Below are 18,269 nucleotides of genomic sequence, written 5' to 3'. Positions count from 1 at the left end.
ATCATGAGCCTGGTATGTGACCGCTGATCAACCTTCGACAAGGTTCCGCGCCCGGCCATCAGCCCATGCAGCAATGTTGGCCAGGGTGGTGCCGGCAATGGCCGCCAGGGCTTCGCGGGTGAGGAACGCCTGGTGCGCGGTGATGATCACGTTGGGGAAGGTCAGCAGGCGCGCAAGCACGTCGTCTTGCAGAGGCATATCCGAACGGTCCTCGAAAAACAGCTGGGCTTCTTCTTCGTAGACATCCAGCCCCAGATAACCGAGTTGGCCGTCCTTGAGCGCTTCGATCAATGCCGGCGTATCCACCAGACCGCCGCGACCGGTATTGATCAGCATCGCGCCGGGCTGCATCTGTGCCAGGGCACGGGCGTTGATCAAGTGTTTACTGTCGGTGGTCAGCGGGCAGTGCAGGCTGATGATCTGCGCTTGCGCGAGCAACTCGGGCAGGCTCACGTACTGCGCGCCCAAGGCCTGGACCTGCGGATTGGGGAAGGGGTCGTAGGCGAGCAGCGTACATCCGAACCCGGCCATGATTCTGGCAAATGTCGCGCCGATCTGCCCGGTACCAACCACACCGACCGTCTTGCCCGCCAGGTCGAAACCGGTGAGGCCGTGCAAGCTGAAGTCACCATCGCGGGTGCGGTTGTAGGCGCGATGCAAGCGGCGGTTGAGGGCGAGGATCAGCGCGACAGCGTGCTCCGCGACCGCATGGGGCGAGTAGGCTGGCACGCGCACGATGCTCAGGCCCAGGCGCCTGGCGACGGCGAGGTCGACATGGTTGTATCCCGCCGAACGCAGGGCAATCAGCCGGGTACCGCCTTTGGCCAAGTGTTCCAGCACCGGGGCGCTGAGGTCGTCGTTGATAAAGGCGCAGACCACTTCGTGGTGTTCGGCCAGGGCCACGGTGTCGAGAGTGAGCCGGGCAGGCTGGAATTGCAGCGCCAGGCCCGGTGGCAGCGGCTCGCCGAGGAAGCTGTCGCGGTCGTAGGTCTGGCTGCTGAAAAGAATCACGCGCATTGAAAATGCTCCCTGCTATTTATCAGTTGATCAGCGCCTTGAAATAGGGTCAGACGCTGACCCGCGCTTCACTGGCCAGCCGGGCGATGGCCATGTCCAGTTCGTCCAGGGCCGTCATGGCCTTGGCGTCGTCCTGCTTGAGCAGGGTTTCGGCACGTTGGCAGGCAGCGCGCAGTTGCGGCACGCCACAGTAGCGGGTGGCGCCGTGCAGGCGGTGGACGCGCTCGATCAGCGCCAGATTGTCCTTGGCATCGCGGGCAACGTGAATGGCCTGACGGTCTGCCTCCAGCGAGGCCAGCAGCATGGCGAGCATGTCGGCGGCCAGATCGGTTTTACCCGCAGCCAGGCGCAGGCCTTCCTCATGGTCGAGCACCGGAAGCTGCACGCCCGGGCCCAGCCCTTCGGTGACGCGCTCCGGCACTTGGTTACGCAAGGCGAGGCCGGTCCATTTCAACACCACCTGGGCCAATTGCCGTTCGCTGATGGGTTTGGTCAGGTAATCGTCCATGCCGCTTTGCAGCAAGGCGCGTTTTTCGTTGGCCATGGCGTGGGCGGTGAGGGCGACCACCGGCAAGGGCGTGCCATGGCCCTCGCTTTCCCATTGGCGTATCGCCTCGGTACTCTGGCGCCCATCCATGCCGGGCATTTGCACGTCCATCAGCACCAGATCGAAGGTGTCCTGTTTTACGGCGTCGACCGCTGCATAACCGCTTTCTACCGCACGCACCTGGGCGCCCATGTCTTCCAGCAAGGTTTGCACCAACAGCAGGTTCGCCGGGTTGTCGTCGACACACAGCACACGGGGCGCACGGCTGGACAGCGGCTCGCCCGGCTCGCTGCGCGACGGGCGCGGGCTGATCAGGTCGGACAGGGCGCGGCGCAGCTTGCGGGTGCACGCCGGCTTGGCCTGCAACTGGCTGTTGGGGTTGGGCACGGACTGGTTGAACAGCATCTGTTCGGTGGTAGGGCACAGCACCAGCACTTTGCAGCCGAGGCGTTCGAGATCCCAAAGGTGCTGGTTGAGACGCTCGGGCGGAATGTCGTTGGCGGTTACGCCGAGCACGGCCAAGTCAATGGCCTGCTCGGTCTGATGGGCGCTGGTGATGCCGTTGGTCAGGCTTTCCAGGCTATTGAACGGCGTGACTTCCAGGCCGCAGTCTTCCAGTTGATGTTGCAGGGCCTGGCGCGCCAGTTCGTGGTTTTCCAGTACCGCCACGCGGTGGCCCAGCAGTGGCGCGCAGGGCAGGTCTTCAATGTCGCCGCGGGTTTTGGGCAGGTTCAGGCTGATCCAGAACTCCGAGCCTTCACCCGGCGTGCTGTCTACACCGATTTCACCGCCCATCTGCTCGATCAGGCGCTTGGAAATCACCAGGCCCAGCCCGGTGCCGCCCGGCTGGCGTGACAGCGAGTTATCGGCCTGGCTGAACGCCTGGAACAGCGCGCGCACGTCCTGGCTGGACAGGCCGATGCCGGTGTCCTGCACGCTGATGCGCAGTTGCACGCTGTCTTCCTGTTCTTCTTCAATCATCGCTCGGGCCACGATAGTGCCCTCGCGGGTGAACTTGATCGCGTTGCTGATCAGGTTGGTGAGGATCTGCTTGAGCCGCAGCGGGTCGCCCACCAGCGCCAGCGGCGTGTCGCGGTAGACCAGGCTGACCAGTTCCAACTGCTTGGCATGGGCGGCGGGAGCGAGGATGGTCAGGGTGTCTTGCAGCAAGTCCCGCAGGTTGAACGGGATGCTGTCGAGTACCAGTTTGCCGGCCTCGATCTTCGAGAAGTCGAGGATCTCATTGATGATGCCCAGCAGGTTGTCGGCGGATTTTTCGATAGTGCCCAGGTAGTCCAACTGGCGCGGCGTGAGCTCGCTTTTTTGCAGCAGGTGGGTAAAGCCGAGGATGCCGTTGAGCGGCGTGCGGATTTCATGGCTCATATTGGCCAGGAACTCGGACTTGATACGGCTGGCCTCCAGCGCCTCTTTGCGCGCCAGGTCCAGCTCGATGTTTTGGATTTCGATGGTTTCCAGGTTCTGGCGCACGTCTTCGGTGGCTTGGTCGATGCTGTGCTGCAATTCTTCCTGGGCGTTTTGCAGGGTTTCGGCCATGCGGTTGACGCCTGAGGCGAGCTGGTCGAGCTCCTGGCTGCCCAAAGGCGGCAAGCGGGTTTCCAGGTTGCCGTCCTTGAGTTGGGCCACGGCTTGCTTGATCAGGCCTATCGGCCCGTTGATCGTACGGCTGATGCGCAGCGCCAGGGCTGCGGTGCAGATCAGGCCGATGGCAATCAACAGCAGGCTGGCGAACAGGCTGCGATAGCCGCGCAGCAACATACCGTTGTGGGACAGTTCTACCTCGACCCACCCCAGCAGGCGGTCGGCTTCATCGGGGATCAGGTCGCCCGCCAGGTTGCGATGGCGGCCAAACACCGGCAGCAGGTAGCGCGTGGCGTCGTTGTCGGTGCGTTGCAGCAGGTGCGAACTGTTGCCGACCGGCGGCTGGTTGAGCATGGTCGGGCCGGCGTGGGCGAGGGGCGTGCGGTCCGGTGCGAGGAACGCCACGGTGCGCACGTCCAGTTGCTCCAGGGACTGAGTGGCAATGCGTTCCAGCAGGTCCGTGTTCTTGCTGCTCAACGCGGGAGCCACCAGCGGGGCCAGTTGCTCGGTGATCATTTCGCCGCGTTGCAGCAATTGGGCCTGCAATTCCGAGAGCTGCATCCAGGTAAAGTAGCCGCCCAACAACAAGGCCATCAGGCTGGTCGGTAATAAGCTCAGCAACAGTACGCGGCCTTTTATCCCCATTCTTCTAAGCACGCCACTCTCCTGCTACCACACTGATATCAATCTTCCGCGCCGGCGTCCGGCCCGCGCCACCTGCGCAGTGTAGCCATTTGCGCGGCCCGGAATCTTGCAAATTAATGACAGGGCGCAATCTTCGGCCTGTTTGGCGTCGTGTGGCGATTGCCTGCGCCCGGGTTATCTTGAATAATCAGTGATTGAGAATGACTTGCAGACGCTAATGAATCCCGCAGCAGTTGGCCTACCCAGTATCCTGACCATTGAAGATGACCCCGTGCTGGGCGCCTATGTCCACGAGCATCTGGGGCGCTGTGGCTTCCAGGTCACGTGGTGCCAGAACGGCCAGCTAGGGTTGGAGATGGCCCGCGAACAGGCGTTCGACGTGGTGTTGATGGATATCCTGCTGCCGGGGCTGGACGGCTTGTCGATTCTGACCCATCTGCGCCAGAGCCATTCGATCCCGGTGATCCTGATGTCAGCATTGGGCGCCGAGGCCGATCGCGTCAGCGGTTTTCGCCTGGGTGCCGATGACTATTTGCCTAAACCCTTCAGCATGGTCGAGTTGCGCGTGCGGATCGAAGCCATCCTGCGCAGGGTGGCCCTGGATCGGCGCCCGCTGGCGACACTTGCGCCGGAGCGTGGGGACGCCCGCACGCTGCGGTTCGACGACGAGCTGTGCGATGTGTTTCATCTGGAACACTCGGCTGGCCTGACCCGCAGCGAATACCGTCTGCTGGAAACCCTGCACCGCAATACCGAAGAAGTCCTCAGCAAAGCGTTTCTCTACCAGCATGTATTGCAACGTGGCTATGCGCCCCATGACCGCAGCCTCGACATGCACATCAGCCAGATCCGTCGCAAGCTCAAGGCCATCGGCTACAACGAGCGCGAAGTGCGCACGGTGTGGGGCAAGGGTTATGTGTTGAGTGGTCATGACGATGGGCTTTGACGGTGCGCTGAAACGGCTGCCGGGCAAGCATTCTTTGTTCTGGAAGCTCGCCTGCCTGTTGATTGCCTTCTGCCTGCTGATGATCTGGCTCAGTTGGTCCTGGGGCCGCTACATGGAGCAAAAGAACGCGTACCTGTCCGACGAGGCGAGGGTTACGTTGAGTGGTTATGCGGTCAGCGCCGAGCAGGCCTGGAACCGGGGCGGTCATGCGGGTGTTGATGCATGGCTGCAGGCCATGGGCAAGCAGGAACGTACCTGGATCGGTGTGATCGGCAATGACTTGCAGTCCTTGAGCAGCTACCCGCTGACCGATACAGAGAGCCAGCGCCTGACCTTCCTGCGCGGCCTGGATTGGCCGGTGAGTCGCCACGTCAAGGGCTTGCCGTGGCTCAAGATCCCGTTTGCGGTTGATCCGGGCGCCGGTTCGCTGGTCATCGAACTGCCGCAGCGTTTTATGCCGGGGCGCTATCAAGTGTTCTGGCGGGTGGTGACCAACGGGGTGATCCCCGGTTTGTTTACCTTGTTGCTGTGCGTTGGCCTGTATCGGCTGTTGATCATGCCCCTCAATCAACTGCGCGAGCAGGCCAATGCCTGGCGAGCTGATCAGTTGAATACGCGGATGTCCCACGACGCCACCAGTCGTCAGGATGAACTGGGCGAGTTGGGGCGCGCGTTTGATCATATGTCCGAGCGGTTGCAGGGCACGGTGGTGTTGCAGCAGCAACTGCTGCGGGACATGTCCCATGAACTGCGTACACCGTTGAGCCGCTTGCGCGTGGCCTGTGACAGTGAGCAAGACCTAGCGCAGTTGCGTGAGCGGTTAGGCCGAGAGATCGATGCCATGCAGCGCCTGGTGGAAGACAGCCTGCAATTGGCCTGGCTGGACACGGAGCGGGCGCCGCTGCCCAAGGAAGATCTTCAGGTGCAGGCACTGTGGGACATGCTGCGGGAGAATGCATGCTTTGAAAGCGATTGGCCCGTATCGCGATTGCCCTGCCTGCTGGCGGCTGACTGTTGGGTGCGCGGCAACCTGAACGCCCTGGCCCAGGCCCTGGAAAATATCCTGCGCAACGCCATACGTCATTCGCCGGTGGATGGAGTTGTGTGCCTGGACGGGCGGCGCGATGGCGAGTACTGGCACCTGTGGCTGGAGGATCAGGGCGGGGGGATTGACGAGGGGGATCTGGAGCGGATCTTCGCGCCGTTTACACGCCTGGACGGCTCACGGCCCGGCGATGGTGGCTTCGGCCTGGGCCTGAGCATTGCGCGCAATGCCGTGCAACGCCAGGACGGCAGCCTGTGGGCGGAAAACACCGGCCAGGGCTTACGTGTGCACCTGCGTTTGCTGGCGCGTTAGGCGTTTGCCCGGCGCTGCTTGCGTTTCTTCCATTGATGCGCAACCCACCAGCGCCAGTAGCCCATGGTCAGGCAATAGGCCAATGCGCCCAGCACCATGCCCAATACTACCGAGCCCAGCAAGAAGGGTTGCCACAGCGTACTCAACTGACCGCTGATCCATTCCCAGGTCAAGTCATCGGGCAGGCTGCGCGGTGGCACGTTCATCAACCAGGCACCGGTCATGTAGGTGCAGATAAATACCACCGGCATGGTAATCGGGTTGGTCAGCCAAACCAGGCTGATGGCGATGGGCATATTGCCGCGCACGGTAATTGCAAGCACTGCGGCCAACAGCATCTGCAACGGAATCGGGATAAATGCCGCGAACAGGCCCACCGCCATCGCACGGGCCACTGAGTGCCGATTCAGGTGCCAAAGGTTCGGGTCATGCAGCAGCGTGCCAAGAAACTGTAATGACTTGTGTTCCCTGATACTGGTGGGGTCGGGCATGTACCGTTTGAATAAGCGCCGTGGCATAAGGGGTCCAGGTCAGTTCGAGGGGCAAGTATGCGCGCATTCTATAAACAGAAAATTCAGACTTTGTGACAAAACATCATAGGCGGTTGCCGACACCCAGCTAAGACTGAGTGGATCACTTGAAAAGGATGATTCATGAAGACAGGGATGTTCGCGCTCGCGCTGGGGTTGCTTGCCCTGCGTTTTCTACCGGCATTGCCGACGACTGGTTGGCTGATAGCCATGCTGGTGCTGGCATTGATGCTGCTGCCATTTCGTACGTCGCCCCTGGCGTTTTTCCTGCTGGGTTTGAGCTGGGCGTGCATCAGCGCGCAGGGGGCGCTGGATGATCGTCTGCGACCGGCGCTCGATGGCCAGACGCGATGGCTGGAGGGCCGCGTCGTTGGGCTGCCGCAGCAGACCGGCACCGGAGTGCGTTTTGAACTGGCCGACAGTCGGTCGCGCAACGCCCGCTTGCCCAAGCGTATCCGCGTGTCCTGGCACGGTGGGCCCGAGGTGCGCAGCGGGGAGCGTTGGCGCCTGGCTGTCACGCTTAAACGGCCTTCCGGGCTGCTCAATTTTCACGGTTTTGATCAGGAGGCCTGGCTGCTGGCCCAGCGGATTGGCGCGACTGGCTCAGTGAAGGACGGTGAGCGCCTGTCGCCGGCCCGGCATGCCTGGCGCGACACGGTGCGCCAACGGTTGATCGCCGTTGACGCTCAAGGTCGCGAGGCGGGCCTGGCCGCCTTGGTACTGGGAGATGGTTCCGGGCTGTCAGCCGAGGATTGGCAGGTCTTACAGGACACTGGCACGGTGCATCTGCTGGTGATTTCCGGCCAGCATATCGGCTTGCTGGCGGGCTTGATCTACGGGTTGGTCGCGTTATTGGCACGCTACGGTTTCTGGCCCCGCACCTGGCCGTGGCTGCCGTGGGCGTGTGGCCTGGCGTTCGCTGCCGCGCTGGCATACGGCTTGTTGGCGGGGTTCGGTGTGCCGGTTCAGCGGGCCTGTGTGATGGTAGGCCTGGTACTGCTGTGGCGTTTACGCTTCCGTCATTTGGGGTTCTGGTGGCCATTGCTGCTGGCGCTTAATGGCGTACTGATTCTTGAGCCATTGGCCAGCCTGCAACCGGGGTTTTGGCTGTCTTTTGCGGCTGTTGCCGTATTGATCTTGGCATTCGGTGGGCGCTTGGGGCCGTGGAGTGCCTGGCAGGCCTGGACGCGCCCTCAATGGTTGATTGCCATTGGTCTGTTTCCCGTGTTGTTGGTGCTTGGATTGCCCATCAGCGTCAGCGCGCCGCTGGCCAATCTGGCGGCCGTACCGTGGATCAGTCTCGTGGTGTTGCCACTGGCGTTGCTGGGGACCCTGATGCTGCCGCTGACTTATCTGGGGGAGGGCTTGCTGTGGCTGGCGGGTGGGGCGCTGGATGGGTTGTTCCGGGGCCTGGCGTGGCTTGCGGGCCACGTGCCTGCGTGGGTACCTGCCGAGGTGCCGGTGGGGTACTGGCTGGTCAGCCTGATGGGCGCGGTGCTGCTATTGCTGCCCAAAGGCGTGCCGTTTCGGCTGCTGGGCTGGCCCATGCTGCTGTTGGCAGTCTTTCCACCGCGCGAGCCGGTGCCCCATGGCCGGGTGGAGGTGGTGCAGTTGGATGTGGGGCAGGGGCAGTCCCTGGTGCTGCGCACGCGCCATCACACGTTGCTCTACGATGCCGGCCCGCGTTCGGGGGCGGTTGACCTGGGGGCTCGCGTGGTGCTGCCTGCGTTGAAAAAGCTCGGCGTCGGGTCGCTGGATCTGATGTTGCTCAGCCATGCTGACGCCGATCATGCCGGTGGGGCGGCGGCTGTTGCCCGTGGGTTGCCCATCAGGCGGGTCGTAGGCGGTGAAACCGAGGGGTTGCCCACGTTTCTCGGCACCCAGCCGTGTGTCAGCGGTGAGCGGTGGGAATGGGATGGTGTGTTATTCGAGCTGTGGCAGTGGCCTGACGCTTCAGAGGGCAACCCGAAGTCCTGCGTTCTGCAGGTCCAGGCCAACGGCGAGCGGCTGCTGCTCACCGGGGATATTGATCGGGCCGCCGAGCGGGCATTTCTCGCTTCACCCTTGGCCGTACGCACCGATTGGCTGCAAGCCCCTCACCACGGCAGCCGCAGTTCGTCGTCCGGGCCGTTTCTAAAGCGCCTGGCGCCCACATCGGTGCTGATTTCCCGAGGGCGCGGCAATGCGTTCGGTCATCCCCATCCGCAGGTCATTGCGCGGTACCAGGCGTTGGGCAGCCGGGTGTACGACAGCGCCGAACAGGGTGCCGTGCGCCTGCAACTGGGCGCCTTCATGCCACCCGTTGTTGCGCGCAGTCAACGGCGTTTCTGGCGTGAACGGTTACCCGGGTCCGGCGTCGGCAGCATTGCCGACAAACCCCGCCGCTGAACCTATATGGTAAAGTGGCGCACTTTTTCGAGGGGACATTCACTGTGTGGGAATTGGTCAAATCCGGCGGCTGGATGATGTTGCCGATTATCATGAGCTCCATCGCCGCACTCGGCATCGTTGCCGAACGCCTGTGGACCCTGCGTGCCAGTCGCGTTACCCCCGAGCATCTACTGGGGCAGGTCTGGGGCTGGATCAAGAACAAACAGCTGGACAAGGAAAAACTCAAGGCACTGCGCGCTGACTCGCCCCTGGGTGAAATCCTCGCCGCGGGCCTGGCCAACTCCAAGCATGGCCGCGAGATCATGAAAGAATGCATCGAAGAGGCCGCCGCTCGGGTTATCCATGAGCTGGAGCGCTATATCAATGCCCTTGGCACCATCGCTGCCATGGCGCCGCTGCTCGGTTTGCTGGGAACGGTGCTGGGCATGATCGACATTTTCAGCTCGTTCATGGGCTCGGGCATGACCACCAATGCGGCCGTGCTCGCCGGGGGTATTTCCAAGGCGTTGATCACTACGGCAGCGGGCCTGATGGTGGGTATTCCTGCGGTGTTCTTCCACCGTTTCTTGCAGCGGCGTATCGATGAGCTGGTGGTCGGTATGGAGCAGGAAGCCATCAAGCTGGTGGAAGTGGTGCAAGGCGATCGTGATGTGGACCTGGTTGGGGGCAAAGCGTGAAATTTCGCCGCAAGCAACGGGAAAATGTCGATATCAACCTCGCGTCGCTGATCGACGTGGTGTTTATCCTGCTGCTGTTCTTTGTCGTCACCACCACCTTCACCCGGCAAACCGAGCTGCGTGTCGACTTGCCGGAAGCGGTGAGTGGGTCGCCGGCCGAGGACCAGCAAGTCAAGCAACTGGACATCGCCATCAGCGCCGACGGGGTGTTTTCGGTGAATAACCAGTTGCTGGAGAAAAACGATCTCGCCAGCCTGATGGTCGCCCTGGAGAAAGAATCCGGCGGTGATACCCAGTTGCCGCTGTCCATCAGTGCCGATGGTAAAACCCAACACCAGGCCGTGATCACCGCGATGGACGCGGCCGGCAAGCTCGGGTTCAGCCATCTGCGCATGAGCACCGTCGAGGCGGCGAGTCAACCCTGATGGCCATGTCCGATCGTCTGCTCAAGGCCTGGTACGAGGGCCATCCGGCGCTCGCGTTATTGCGGCCGCTGGAGTCTTTGTATCGCCGTGTGGTGCAGCGCAAACGCGCTCGGTTTGTGGCGGGCGAGGGAGAGATCTATCAGTCGCCCGTACCCGTGGTGGTGGTCGGGAACATCACCGTGGGCGGCACCGGCAAAACGCCGTTGATCCTGTGGTTGATCGAACATTGTCGGCGCAGTGGCTTGCGTGTCGGCGTGGTCAGTCGGGGTTACGGCGCCAAGCCTCCTCAGCTGCCCTGGCGCGTCGAGGCCAGCCACAGCGCCGCGGTGGCGGGTGACGAACCTTTGCTGATCGTGCAGCGCTGCGGCGTGCCCTTGGTAATCGACCCTGACCGCAGCCGTGCGGTAAAGGCACTGTTGGCCAGCGAGACTCTCGACCTGATCCTTTCCGACGACGGCCTGCAACACTATCGCCTGGCCCGTGACCTGGAGCTGGTGTTGATCGACGCCGCCCGCGGCCTCGGCAACCGCCGTTGCCTGCCTGCCGGGCCGCTGCGTGAGCCGGTCGAGCGCCTGCAGAGTGTTGATGCACTGCTCTACAACGGGGCTGAATCAGATCGCGACGACGGCTTTGCCTTCCGTCTGCAGCCTACGGCACTGGTCAACCTGCATACCGGCGAGCGCCAGCCAGTGGAGTACTTTCAAGCAGGTCAGTCGGTGCACGCGGTCGCCGGTATCGGTAACCCGCAACGTTTCTTCAACACCCTTGAAACGCTACACTGGCAGCCGATTCCCCATGCGTTTGCCGACCACGCGCCCTACAGCGCCGAGGTCTTGAATTTTACACCGTCATTGCCGCTGGTCATGACCGAGAAGGACGCGGTGAAGTGCCGCGCCTTTGCCCAGCCCGACTGGTGGTACCTTGCAGTGGATGCCGTGCCGTCGCCGGCGTTCGTCGTCTGGTTCGACACGCAGCTGATGCGCTTGTTGCCCGCCCGTCTCTTGCCTTAAAACGCTTCTTTCCAGGAAACACTCATGGACACCAAACTGCTCGACATCCTCGCTTGCCCGATCTGCAAAGGCCCGCTCAAGCTCAGCGCCGATAAAACCGAGCTGATCAGCAAAGGCGCCGGCCTGGCGTACCCGATCCGTGATGGCATCCCGGTGATGCTGGAAAGCGAAGCCCGCACCCTGACCACCGATGAGCGCCTGGATAAATGACCACCGCCTTTACCGTCGTTATTCCCTCGCGTTACGCATCGACCCGCCTGCCAGGCAAGCCGCTGCAACTGATCGGCAACAAGCCGATGATCCAACTGGTCTGGGAACAGGCCTGCAAAAGCAGCGCCGATCGGGTGGTCGTGGCCACCGACGACCCGCGCATTATCGAAGCCTGCAAAGGGTTCGGTGCCGAAGCGGTTCTGACCCGCGAAGACCATAATTCCGGCACCGACCGCCTGGCCGAAGTGGCCACGCAGCTTGGCCTGGCGCCTGACGCCATCGTGGTCAATGTGCAAGGCGACGAGCCTTTGATCCCGCCGAGTGTGATCGACCAGGTGGCCGCCAACCTGGCTGCCCATGGTGAGGCGCGGATGGCCACCCTGGCCGAGCCGATTGAGGACATCGACACTTTGTTCAATCCGAACGTGGTGAAGGTCGTCAGCGATGTGAATGGCCTGGCACTGACCTTCAGCCGTTCGACCTTGCCCTGGGCGCGTGACGCCTTCGCCAGCAATCCCGATGTGTTGCCGGAGGGCGTGCCGTACCGCCGCCATATCGGCATCTATGCCTACCGCGCCGGTTTCCTGCACGACTTCGTCAGTTGGGGGCCGTGCTGGCTGGAAAATACCGAATCCCTGGAGCAACTGCGAGCCCTGTGGCACGGCGTGCGTATCCATGTGGGCGATGCCCTTGAAGCGCCGCCTGCCGGTGTCGATACCCAGGAAGACCTTGAGCGCGTCCGTCGCCTGCTGGGGGCCTGATGGAGGTTCTGTTTGTCTGCCTGGGCAATATCTGTCGCTCGCCCACCGCTGAAGGTGTTCTGCGCCATAAATTGCGCGAGGCCGGGCTGGCCGGGAAGGTCGAGGTGGCATCTGCCGGCACTGGCGACTGGCACGTCGGCAACCCGCCGGACCAGCGCAGCCAACGTGCGGCGATGGTGCGCGGTTACGATTTGTCGGCTCAGCGCGCCCAGCAGGTATCCCGCGCCGACTTTGCGCGTTATGACCTGATCCTCGCGATGGATGGCAGCAACCTGCGCAACCTCAAGGCGCTGCAGTCGGGGCAGGGTAAGGCCGAACTGGATTTGTTCCTGCGCCGCTACGACTCGCAAGTGGACGACGTGCCAGACCCGTATTACGAAGGCGAGCAAGGCTTCGAGCGGGTGCTGGACCTGATCGAACGGGCCTGTGATTTATTGGTGATCGAATTGAAGGGGCGGTTATGACCTTGGACGTGCTGGCGCAGGTTTCCCTCAAGCCATTCAACAGCTTTGGCATCGACGTGCGCGCCCAGCTGTATGCCGAAGCCCGAAGCGATGCCGATGTGCGAGAGGCTCTGGCTTATGCTTCGGCGCAAGCGTTGCCGTTGCTGGTGATTGGCGGTGGTAGCAATCTGCTGCTAACCCAGGATATCGCTGCGTTGGTACTGCGCATGGCCAGCCAGGGCATTCGCGTGCTGCACGATGATGGCGTGCACGTAGTGGTCGAAGCCGAAGCGGGCGAGGCCTGGCACCCGTTTGTGCTCTGGACATTGGCACAGGGTTTTTGCGGCCTGGAAAACCTCAGCCTGATCCCGGGTACCGTCGGCGCTGCCCCGATGCAGAACATTGGCGCCTACGGCGTGGAGATCAAGGATGTATTCGCCGGCCTCACCGCGTTGGATCGCCACACCGGCGAACTGCGGGACTTCAGCCTGCAAGAATGCAAGTTTGCCTACCGTGACAGCCTGTTCAAGCACGAAACCGGTCGCTGGCTGATCCTGCGGGTCCGCTTTGCCCTGAGCCGCGCCAGTCACCTCAAGCTCGATTACGGCCCGGTGCAACAGCGCTTGGCCGGGCAGGGCATCACCGACGCGACGCCTAGCGACGTCAGCCGCGCAATTTGCAGCATCCGCAGCGAAAAACTGCCGGACCCGGCAGTCCTGGGCAATGCCGGCAGCTTCTTCAAGAACCCGCTGGTGACCAAGGCCTTGGCCGAAGAGCTACAAGCGCTGTATCCGGACCTGGTGGCCTACCCCCAGGCGGATGGGCACATGAAGCTTGCCGCCGGTTGGCTGATCGACAAGGCCGGCTGGAAGGGCTTCCGTGAAGGGGATGCGGGCGTGCACAAACTGCAGGCGCTGGTGCTGGTCAACTATGGCAGCGCCACAGGGCACGACATCGCGAAGCTGGCCCAGCGTATCCAAACGGATATCGCCGAGCGTTTCAAGGTCCAGCTGGAAATGGAACCCAACCAGTATTGATGCCCTGAAAACAACAATGCCCCGCATCTTTCGATGCGGGGCATTTTTTATGCCGCTAACAATCAGTCATCGCGGCTCATGATGCCGAAGATCTGCAACAGGCTGACAAACAGGTTGTAGATCGATACATACAGGCTGACGGTAGCCATGATGTAGTTGCGCTCACCGCCGTGGATGATGGCACTGGTCTGGAACAGGATGCATACCGAGGAGAACAGCACAAACCCCGCGCTGATCGCCAGTTGCAGCCCGCTGATCTGGAAGAACATGCCTGCAACCACTGCCGCCAGCAACACAAAGAAACCTGCGGTGATGAAGCCGCCCAGGAAGCTCATGTCCTTGCGGGTGATCAGCACGTAGGCCGACAGGCCACCAAACACCAGGGCCGTCATGGCAAACGCCGAGCTGACCACTTCCGCACCACCGGCCATGCCGAGGTAACGGTTGAGGATCGGGCCGAGGATAAAGCCCATGAAACCGGTCAAGGCAAACGCCGACACCAGGCCCCAGGCCGAGTCACGCAGCTTGTTGGTCAGGAAAAACAGGCCATAGAAGCCGATCAGTACAACAAAGATATTCGGATAGCCGACGCGCATCTGCTGCGCCACGAACGCCATCACGCCGCTGAATGCGAGGGTAAGGGCGAGCAGGCCATAGGTGTTGCGCAACACGCGGCTGACTTCAAGCTGCTCAGCCTGCGCGTTACCATTCACTGCGTAATTCTGTTCGCGCATGGCGACACTCCTTCGGTTTTGAAACGTTCAGTCGCAAAGATCATAACAGACGCTCTGTAACAAGCGATGGCGAGAGTTTGACAGTGTGTTTCATTCGGGTATTATGGCGCCCGCTGAGACAGGATGGCCTACTATAATCCTGTGATGCACAAGGGAAATTGGCAGAGTGGTTGAATGCACCGGTCTTGAAAACCGGCGAACGTTAATAGCGTTCCCAGGGTTCGAATCCCTGGTTTCCCGCCAAGATTCAAACGAAAGCCCCGCAATGCGGGGCTTTTGTGTTTCTGCGGTTTGGCAGTCCGATGGGCAATACTTCGCCGTGCCACTCCCGCAGCCAATCTTCAAGGCCGTTTCTCATCTCAATCAGCAAAAAAGCTGAGCCACCGAAAGCAGGCAGATCACTTGGGCAAACATTTGTGCTCGAATTGGATGTTTCATCGCCGTCACCTCGTTTGCAGTTGCCGGTGGTAGTGCCGTAGGCGATGTGCATACACGCGCCAGGCCGCTCGAAGGTTGAAATGCCACCCTGGCTCGCCAACAACACACGCAACTGCTCCAGAAAGTATAGACCCTGAAACGAATTCGTCACGAAACGCGCTGGCATGCGGGTCTCATGACAATTTGCCGATGCCTGTCGCACTTTTTTTGATTTCTCTGCTCTATCTTTGTCCCAGCCCCGCCGATTCCCCGCGAGGGCAGAAGAACAAGATCGGGTGCCGATGGATCGCACGTTTCCTCTTTCAAACATTCGTCGCATACGCCGGCTGCTGCTGTTGGCTGCGATCTTCATATTCGGCGCGACAGGTTGCACCCAGCAACAGGGGCAGGACATTGCCAAGCAGTTCACCAATGGCAAGCCCGATGAGTTCTTTCAGACCAGTGTCGATCGCATGGCCACCCTGGGCATGCGCGACAATCTGCAAAGCCTGTATCTGCTGATGAGCAAGCTATACCTGCGTAACCCCAGCCAGTGGCGGCAATCGGGTTATCCGGATGCGGTGAGTGCCGAGCGGGAAATTCGCCAGGCAATCGAGCAGCGTCGACCGCTGCCTGCCCTGGGTGAGCGTCGCGACCTGGCCGCGTTGAGTTACTCCTTGAGTCCGGAGTTTCAGGGCGACCGGGTGGGCGCCTTTATATACGCGATCGGCAGTATGTTGGTGACCGCCCACGGCGGGCGCACTGAGTTCTACATGACCGATTCGATCAACCCGCAGTTCGTCAGCAATGCCGCGCGCAATATCGAGAAGGCTACTTGGCTGCTGAGCAAGCGTCAGGATGCGAATGGCGTGTTGCTGCTGTTTTCCAATGAGATCTCGGAGGAAGGCAGCAACCTCAGTTTTGCCGTGGAGTTCGGCAAGATTGTGGCGCGGCTTGACCTGCTGACCCAGATGCTGGATGAGCGATATCGGCGTATCGGTCTCAACTATGCGCAAAGTTTGTTGCTGATGAATTTCCTGCCGGTGCAGTGAACGGATGGCGCGTACGGCTTTTCTCTTTTCAATGTAGGAAGTGGCCTATGTTGCGCCCCCATGCTTGAAACGCCCCGACGTCGGCAATAGCCTCGGACTTTTCCGAAAAAGTGAGGCCCTACCTTGGGTAAGCGAAAAACGGTGTGGCCGACGGACCGCGAGATACGCCTGCGCTTTATCCTCTTTGCCGTTATCGACGCCGCAAGTGTCGAGGGGGTTCCTGCCGAGTTGTTATTACCGGCGCACAAATTGCTGCGTGATTCACCCTCCGAGGCGCAGTTTGTCGAGGCCCTCAGGGCAATACTGGCGGCCGACCAGATGCACGGCTTCAGGTTTCCGGTGGGCTCGGAGGCGGACGATCTGATGCAGACACTGGATAGGCCTGCCGGTTAGATCTATTTCTGTTGCGCGAGACAACTGAGTGAGCAACTAACTGTTCATCGGCCTATGCTCAAGCCGCAGGCCGCATGGCCGATGCAGTGATAACTACCTCAGGGACGCCGCCATGTTCAATCGCCGCTTGAAGAAGGATCTGCAGGACCGGGACGACGAGCTTTTCCAATTGCGACAGCTCGTTACGCAGTATGACCGCGGCATGCTCTCAATATGCCTGGATGCCGACATGCGGCTCATTGCCGTCAACGAGGATTTTGCCCGGACCCTGGGCTACTCCTGCGAGCAATTGCAGGGCCGTCTCTTGAGTGAAATTGTTCCGCCTTACGTCAGGGATTTACCTTGTTTCCGTGATTTCAATGCAGCAGTCGCCCGCTCCGAGCCGGTGAGCGACGATTACCGCTTCCTGCGCAGTGACGGCAGCCTGGCCTGGATCAACCTCACCTGGTGCCCGATCAACGCGCGCGACGGCCAGCTGTCGCAGATCCAGGGCTACGGCATCGAGGTCAGTCGCGCCATTGAGCAAGCCAAGGAAAACGAAGCGTTTATCAACGCGTTGATCCGCTCGACGGCCGTCATTCAGTTCAGATTGGATGGGACGGTGGTCACCGCCAATACCCAGTTTCTCGACGCCATGGGCTATACGCTCGATCAGATCGTCGGCAAAAAGCACAGTCTGTTTTGCACCGCGCAGGAGGCCGCTTCGAGCGGATACGCTGCGTTCTGGCAAACCCTCAATCGCGGCGAATTTGTTGCCAGCCGCTTCAAGCGTGTGGACAGCCGCGGCAACGAGGTCTGGCTCGAAGCCACCTACAACCCGGTGCACGACGCCGAGGGCAAGCTGTGCAAAGTGGTCAAGTTTGCCAGTGTGGTCACTGACCAGGTCTTGCGCGAGTCCGAGGTCAAGGCCGCCGCCGGCGTGGCCTACGAGGTTTCTTTACAAACCGACGTCACGGCCGAACGCGGCGCGGCGGTTGTGCAAGACACCGTGCAGACCATGCAAAACATCGCCCTGCAGATGCAATCCGCCACCGGCAGCATTGAGGCGCTTGGCAAACAGTCGCTGCTGATCAGCGCGATTGTGCAGACCATCGGCGGCATCGCCGCGCAAACCAATCTGCTTGCACTCAATGCCGCCATTGAGGCTGCTCGTGCAGGTGAACAGGGCCGTGGATTCGCGGTGGTAGCGGATGAAGTAAGGCAATTGGCCAGCCGTACCAGCACGGCAACCGAAGAGATCGTCAGCGTGGTCCAACAGAACCAACGCCTCGCCGACGAAGCCATTACCGAGATGTTCAGCAGTCGCGAGCAGGCTGAGCAAGGCTTGACACTGGCCAACCAGGCTGGCGCCGTCATCACCGAGATCCAGGGTGGCGCCAAGCAGGTGGTGAACGCAGTGGGGCGTTTTGCGAACGAGCTGCAATAGCCCAGGCATAGGGCTGCTTGGTTTTGATTTGAGAATCAGGAGAGTGCTATTAAACCTTTAACCCCTGAAGAACTGGCGGTCATCGCCGAGATAGAAACAGCGTCCAATATCCTGCGCCTGACCACGCGCTTGACGGATATGCGCTTCTCGGCGATCTCGAAGATGACCGACACCCACTGGGTGGCCTGCGCGGTGTACGACGAGCTGCATTTTGGCGTGGAGGTCGGGCATGAATTGCAGCTTGAAGCCACGCTGTGCAACGGTCTGCGGGCCAATCCCAAGCCCATCATTATCGAACACGCCAGCAAGGATCCGGTGTTCTGGCAAAATCCTTTGCCCAGTAAACATGGCTTCGAAAGCTACATCTCCCTGCCGATTGTCTTCTCCGACGGCAGCGTCTTCGGCACCTTGTGCGCCTTGGACGTGTTGCCGAAAAAACTCGAGAACCCGCAAATGGTCGAGATACTCACGATTTTCACCCGGCTGATCAGCACCACTCTGGAATTGCAGTACAGCAGGGCCTGACTTCGGGCTATCTGAGTCAGCATTAGATCGTTTATTTCCTTGTAAATAAAATCGGTCCGACACTGTTGTGGGAAGGGGCTGGTCCGTTAATAAGGCGTGACTTGCCGGGCATCGTTGGCTTCCCATC

At 61.1% G+C, this 18,269-nt stretch carries 19 protein-coding genes and 1 tRNA gene; 15 read left to right on the top strand and 5 right to left on the bottom strand.

Annotated elements, in window-relative coordinates; translation table 11 throughout:
- Positions 1-27 precede the first annotated feature (27 nt).
- Together NDJ82_RS00290 and NDJ82_RS00285 are read right to left on the bottom strand one after the other, a co-directional pair.
- The gene (locus NDJ82_RS00290; protein WP_250924740.1) at positions 28-1,017 is read right to left on the bottom strand and encodes a 2-hydroxyacid dehydrogenase; all 990 of its coding nucleotides are present in this window, start codon (positions 1,015-1,017) and stop codon (positions 28-30) included.
- A 49-nt stretch (positions 1,018-1,066) separates the two neighbouring features.
- On the bottom strand, positions 1,067-3,820 hold the full coding sequence (locus NDJ82_RS00285; RefSeq protein ID WP_099586983.1) for a response regulator: 2,754 nt from the start codon (positions 3,818-3,820) through the stop codon (positions 1,067-1,069).
- A gap of 205 nt (positions 3,821-4,025) precedes the next feature.
- Between NDJ82_RS00285 and NDJ82_RS00280 the strand changes: the two genes are divergently transcribed.
- The gene (locus tag NDJ82_RS00280; RefSeq protein WP_250924739.1) at positions 4,026-4,754 is read left to right on the top strand and encodes a response regulator transcription factor; all 729 of its coding nucleotides are present in this window, start codon (positions 4,026-4,028) and stop codon (positions 4,752-4,754) included.
- Complete coding sequence (locus tag NDJ82_RS00275) at positions 4,738-6,111, top strand: sensor histidine kinase (RefSeq protein ID WP_250924738.1); 1,374 nt, start codon at positions 4,738-4,740, stop codon at positions 6,109-6,111. The genes NDJ82_RS00280 and NDJ82_RS00275 overlap by 17 nt, the downstream gene beginning before the upstream one ends.
- Here the strand turns inward: NDJ82_RS00275 and NDJ82_RS00270 are convergent.
- Positions 6,108-6,629 (bottom strand): DUF2062 domain-containing protein, encoded by a 522-nt coding sequence (locus tag NDJ82_RS00270; RefSeq protein WP_112195857.1) that lies wholly within the window; start codon positions 6,627-6,629, stop codon positions 6,108-6,110. The two genes, NDJ82_RS00275 and NDJ82_RS00270, sit on opposite strands and share 4 nt — an antisense overlap.
- 135 nt (positions 6,630-6,764) lie before the next feature.
- On the opposite strand from NDJ82_RS00270, the gene NDJ82_RS00265 reads away from it, so the two are divergent.
- Genes NDJ82_RS00265 through murB form a run of 8 tightly spaced genes read left to right on the top strand, consistent with a single transcriptional unit; the run spans position 6,765 to position 13,595 of the window.
- Positions 6,765-9,029, top strand: a complete 2,265-nt coding sequence (locus tag NDJ82_RS00265; RefSeq protein WP_250924737.1) for a DNA internalization-related competence protein ComEC/Rec2 — start codon at positions 6,765-6,767, stop codon at positions 9,027-9,029.
- A gap of 44 nt (positions 9,030-9,073) precedes the next feature.
- The gene (pocA, locus tag NDJ82_RS00260) at positions 9,074-9,709 is read left to right on the top strand and encodes a flagellar polar localization protein PocA (RefSeq protein WP_099586978.1); all 636 of its coding nucleotides are present in this window, start codon (positions 9,074-9,076) and stop codon (positions 9,707-9,709) included.
- On the top strand, positions 9,706-10,134 hold the full coding sequence (gene pocB, locus NDJ82_RS00255; RefSeq protein ID WP_099586977.1) for a flagellar polar localization protein PocB: 429 nt from the start codon (positions 9,706-9,708) through the stop codon (positions 10,132-10,134). The genes pocA and pocB overlap by 4 nt, the downstream gene beginning before the upstream one ends.
- Complete coding sequence (gene lpxK / locus NDJ82_RS00250; RefSeq protein WP_250924736.1) at positions 10,134-11,144, top strand: tetraacyldisaccharide 4'-kinase; 1,011 nt, start codon at positions 10,134-10,136, stop codon at positions 11,142-11,144. Before pocB ends, lpxK begins: the two co-directional genes overlap by 1 nt.
- Positions 11,145-11,168: 24 nt before the next feature.
- Positions 11,169-11,354, top strand: a complete 186-nt coding sequence (locus NDJ82_RS00245; protein WP_003174668.1) for a Trm112 family protein — start codon at positions 11,169-11,171, stop codon at positions 11,352-11,354.
- A complete protein-coding gene (gene kdsB, locus NDJ82_RS00240) occupies positions 11,351-12,115 on the top strand; it encodes a 3-deoxy-manno-octulosonate cytidylyltransferase (RefSeq protein ID WP_099586975.1) in 765 nt (254 codons plus the stop codon). The genes NDJ82_RS00245 and kdsB overlap by 4 nt, the downstream gene beginning before the upstream one ends.
- On the top strand, positions 12,115-12,579 hold the full coding sequence (locus tag NDJ82_RS00235) for a low molecular weight protein-tyrosine-phosphatase (protein ID WP_250924735.1): 465 nt from the start codon (positions 12,115-12,117) through the stop codon (positions 12,577-12,579). The genes kdsB and NDJ82_RS00235 overlap by 1 nt, the downstream gene beginning before the upstream one ends.
- Positions 12,576-13,595, top strand: coding sequence for a UDP-N-acetylmuramate dehydrogenase (gene murB / locus NDJ82_RS00230; RefSeq protein WP_250924734.1), 1,020 nt, complete (start codon positions 12,576-12,578; stop codon positions 13,593-13,595). Before NDJ82_RS00235 ends, murB begins: the two co-directional genes overlap by 4 nt.
- A gap of 62 nt (positions 13,596-13,657) precedes the next feature.
- Here murB and NDJ82_RS00225 read toward each other — a convergent pair whose 3' ends face one another.
- Entirely contained in the window at positions 13,658-14,329 is a 672-nt protein-coding gene (locus tag NDJ82_RS00225) for a Bax inhibitor-1/YccA family protein (RefSeq protein WP_078048997.1), read from the bottom strand.
- Positions 14,330-14,481: 152 nt separating this feature from the next.
- On the opposite strand from NDJ82_RS00225, the gene NDJ82_RS00220 reads away from it, so the two are divergent.
- A tRNA-Ser gene (locus NDJ82_RS00220) sits at positions 14,482-14,572 on the top strand.
- A gap of 4 nt (positions 14,573-14,576) precedes the next feature.
- Here the strand turns inward: NDJ82_RS00220 and NDJ82_RS00215 are convergent.
- Positions 14,577-14,933 carry a hypothetical protein gene (locus tag NDJ82_RS00215; RefSeq protein WP_191946320.1) on the bottom strand — a complete coding sequence of 119 codons (357 nt, stop codon included), beginning with the start codon at positions 14,931-14,933 and terminating at the stop codon, positions 14,577-14,579.
- A gap of 115 nt (positions 14,934-15,048) precedes the next feature.
- Between NDJ82_RS00215 and NDJ82_RS00210 the strand changes: the two genes are divergently transcribed.
- From NDJ82_RS00210 to NDJ82_RS00195, 4 genes are all read left to right on the top strand, one after another.
- Positions 15,049-15,798, top strand: a complete 750-nt coding sequence (locus tag NDJ82_RS00210; protein ID WP_099586972.1) for a hypothetical protein — start codon at positions 15,049-15,051, stop codon at positions 15,796-15,798.
- A 123-nt stretch (positions 15,799-15,921) separates the two neighbouring features.
- A complete protein-coding gene (locus NDJ82_RS00205; RefSeq protein ID WP_158878051.1) occupies positions 15,922-16,191 on the top strand; it encodes a hypothetical protein in 270 nt (89 codons plus the stop codon).
- 112 nt (positions 16,192-16,303) lie between these two features.
- Positions 16,304-17,617: a methyl-accepting chemotaxis protein gene (locus NDJ82_RS00200; RefSeq protein WP_099586970.1), complete on the top strand. Its 1,314-nt coding sequence runs from the start codon at positions 16,304-16,306 to the stop codon at positions 17,615-17,617.
- Positions 17,618-17,665: 48 nt separating this feature from the next.
- Positions 17,666-18,142: a GAF domain-containing protein gene (locus NDJ82_RS00195; RefSeq protein WP_250924956.1), complete on the top strand. Its 477-nt coding sequence runs from the start codon at positions 17,666-17,668 to the stop codon at positions 18,140-18,142.
- Positions 18,143-18,269: the final 127 nt, after the last annotated feature.

The organism is Pseudomonas sp. SR18 (assembly GCF_023701505.1).
Lineage (GTDB): Bacteria > Pseudomonadota > Gammaproteobacteria > Pseudomonadales > Pseudomonadaceae > Aquipseudomonas > Aquipseudomonas cyclaminis.
This window is presented reverse-complemented; position numbering and strand designations above follow the sequence as displayed.

Excerpts from the sequence above, each read along its gene's own strand:
- NDJ82_RS00290 (WP_250924740.1), bottom strand. The coding sequence starts at position 1,017 with ATGCGCGTGATTCTTTTCAGCAGCCAGACCTACGACCGCGACAGCTTC.
- NDJ82_RS00280 (WP_250924739.1), top strand. The coding sequence starts at position 4,026 with ATGAATCCCGCAGCAGTTGGCCTACCCAGTATCCTGACCATTGAAGAT.
- NDJ82_RS00275 (WP_250924738.1), top strand. The coding sequence starts at position 4,738 with ATGACGATGGGCTTTGACGGTGCGCTGAAACGGCTGCCGGGCAAGCAT.
- NDJ82_RS00270 (WP_112195857.1), bottom strand. The coding sequence starts at position 6,629 with ATGCCACGGCGCTTATTCAAACGGTACATGCCCGACCCCACCAGTATC.
- NDJ82_RS00265 (WP_250924737.1), top strand. The coding sequence starts at position 6,765 with ATGAAGACAGGGATGTTCGCGCTCGCGCTGGGGTTGCTTGCCCTGCGT.
- lpxK (WP_250924736.1), top strand. The coding sequence starts at position 10,134 with ATGGCCATGTCCGATCGTCTGCTCAAGGCCTGGTACGAGGGCCATCCG.
- NDJ82_RS00245 (WP_003174668.1), top strand. The coding sequence starts at position 11,169 with ATGGACACCAAACTGCTCGACATCCTCGCTTGCCCGATCTGCAAAGGC.
- kdsB (WP_099586975.1), top strand. The coding sequence starts at position 11,351 with ATGACCACCGCCTTTACCGTCGTTATTCCCTCGCGTTACGCATCGACC.
- NDJ82_RS00235 (WP_250924735.1), top strand. The coding sequence starts at position 12,115 with ATGGAGGTTCTGTTTGTCTGCCTGGGCAATATCTGTCGCTCGCCCACC.
- murB (WP_250924734.1), top strand. The coding sequence starts at position 12,576 with ATGACCTTGGACGTGCTGGCGCAGGTTTCCCTCAAGCCATTCAACAGC.
- NDJ82_RS00225 (WP_078048997.1), bottom strand. The coding sequence starts at position 14,329 with ATGCGCGAACAGAATTACGCAGTGAATGGTAACGCGCAGGCTGAGCAG.
- NDJ82_RS00215 (WP_191946320.1), bottom strand. The coding sequence starts at position 14,933 with ATGCCAGCGCGTTTCGTGACGAATTCGTTTCAGGGTCTATACTTTCTG.
- NDJ82_RS00210 (WP_099586972.1), top strand. The coding sequence starts at position 15,049 with ATGGATCGCACGTTTCCTCTTTCAAACATTCGTCGCATACGCCGGCTG.
- NDJ82_RS00200 (WP_099586970.1), top strand. The coding sequence starts at position 16,304 with ATGTTCAATCGCCGCTTGAAGAAGGATCTGCAGGACCGGGACGACGAG.